Raw genomic sequence first — 898 nt, 5'->3', positions numbered from 1 at the left:
CCGCAAAAGCACCACGTGCTTCCAACGCCACCTCTTTAGATGAGGCTTGATACACCATTTTAAAATCATCACAGACTTCCTTACGATCATCGACACGCACTTTGTGACTGATATTACGGGAAACGTGTACACAACAATGTTGAAAACGAGCTTTGGGATAGAACCGACTAATCGCTCCTACCATCCCCTTTAAGCCATCCGTGATGAACAGGAGGACATTTTTCAAACCGCGCTCTTGAAGGTCCAATAAAATTTCCTCCCAAATCGTGATGGATTCAGTCGGTGCAATCGCATAGCTCAATACTTCCTTTGATCCGTCCGGGCGAATGCCAACTGCGATATGAATAGCTTCCTTGGCGACGGTTTTCCGCTTTAACGGAATATACGTTGCGTCCATATAAATAGCAGCATAACGGTCATGAAGCTCCCGCCCTTTAAACGCCGTTACCTCTTCTGTAAATGATTTTGTTATATTGGACATGGTTTGGGGCGTGTAGTAATGCCCATACATTTTCTCAATCAAGTCTGCGATTTCCGACATGGTAATACCTTTTCGGAAGAGGTGAATGACGGTCTCCTCTAACGTGTCATTCGTCCGTCTATAAGCAGGAACAGTCTGTTGCTTGAACTCACCATTGCGGTCGCGCGGAATCTGGAGATGAAGTTCCCCATACTCGGTCTTGACCGTACGGTCATAGGAGCCGTTACGAGAATTACCCGTGTTAAAACCAATGCGATCATACTTTTCGTAATCTAGGAAAGCCGTTAACTCCGTTTTGAGAAGCGTATTGACTGCTTTCTCCAAATGGACACGGAATAATTCATTCAAATCGCCTTTGTTCGCTAGAGTCTTTAGAATTTCTGTAGTAAAATCGTTCATAGGGAAGTCCTCTCTTCT

The 898-nt window shown here is 44.8% G+C and carries 1 protein-coding gene; it reads right to left on the bottom strand.

Features of this window, described 5'->3' with window-relative positions:
- The coding region (locus EG2_RS18155) for an IS256-like element ISLgar5 family transposase (RefSeq protein ID WP_060815728.1) at positions 1-880 on the bottom strand (880 nt) is incomplete at its 3' end.
- Positions 881-898: the final 18 nt, after the last annotated feature.

Origin of the sequence: Enterococcus gallinarum NBRC 100675 (assembly GCF_001544275.1) — a bacterium.
GTDB classification, from domain to species: domain Bacteria; phylum Bacillota; class Bacilli; order Lactobacillales; family Enterococcaceae; genus Enterococcus_D; species Enterococcus_D gallinarum.
The sequence above is the reverse complement of the archived record's forward strand: the minus strand, read 5'-3'. Positions and strand labels throughout refer to the sequence as shown.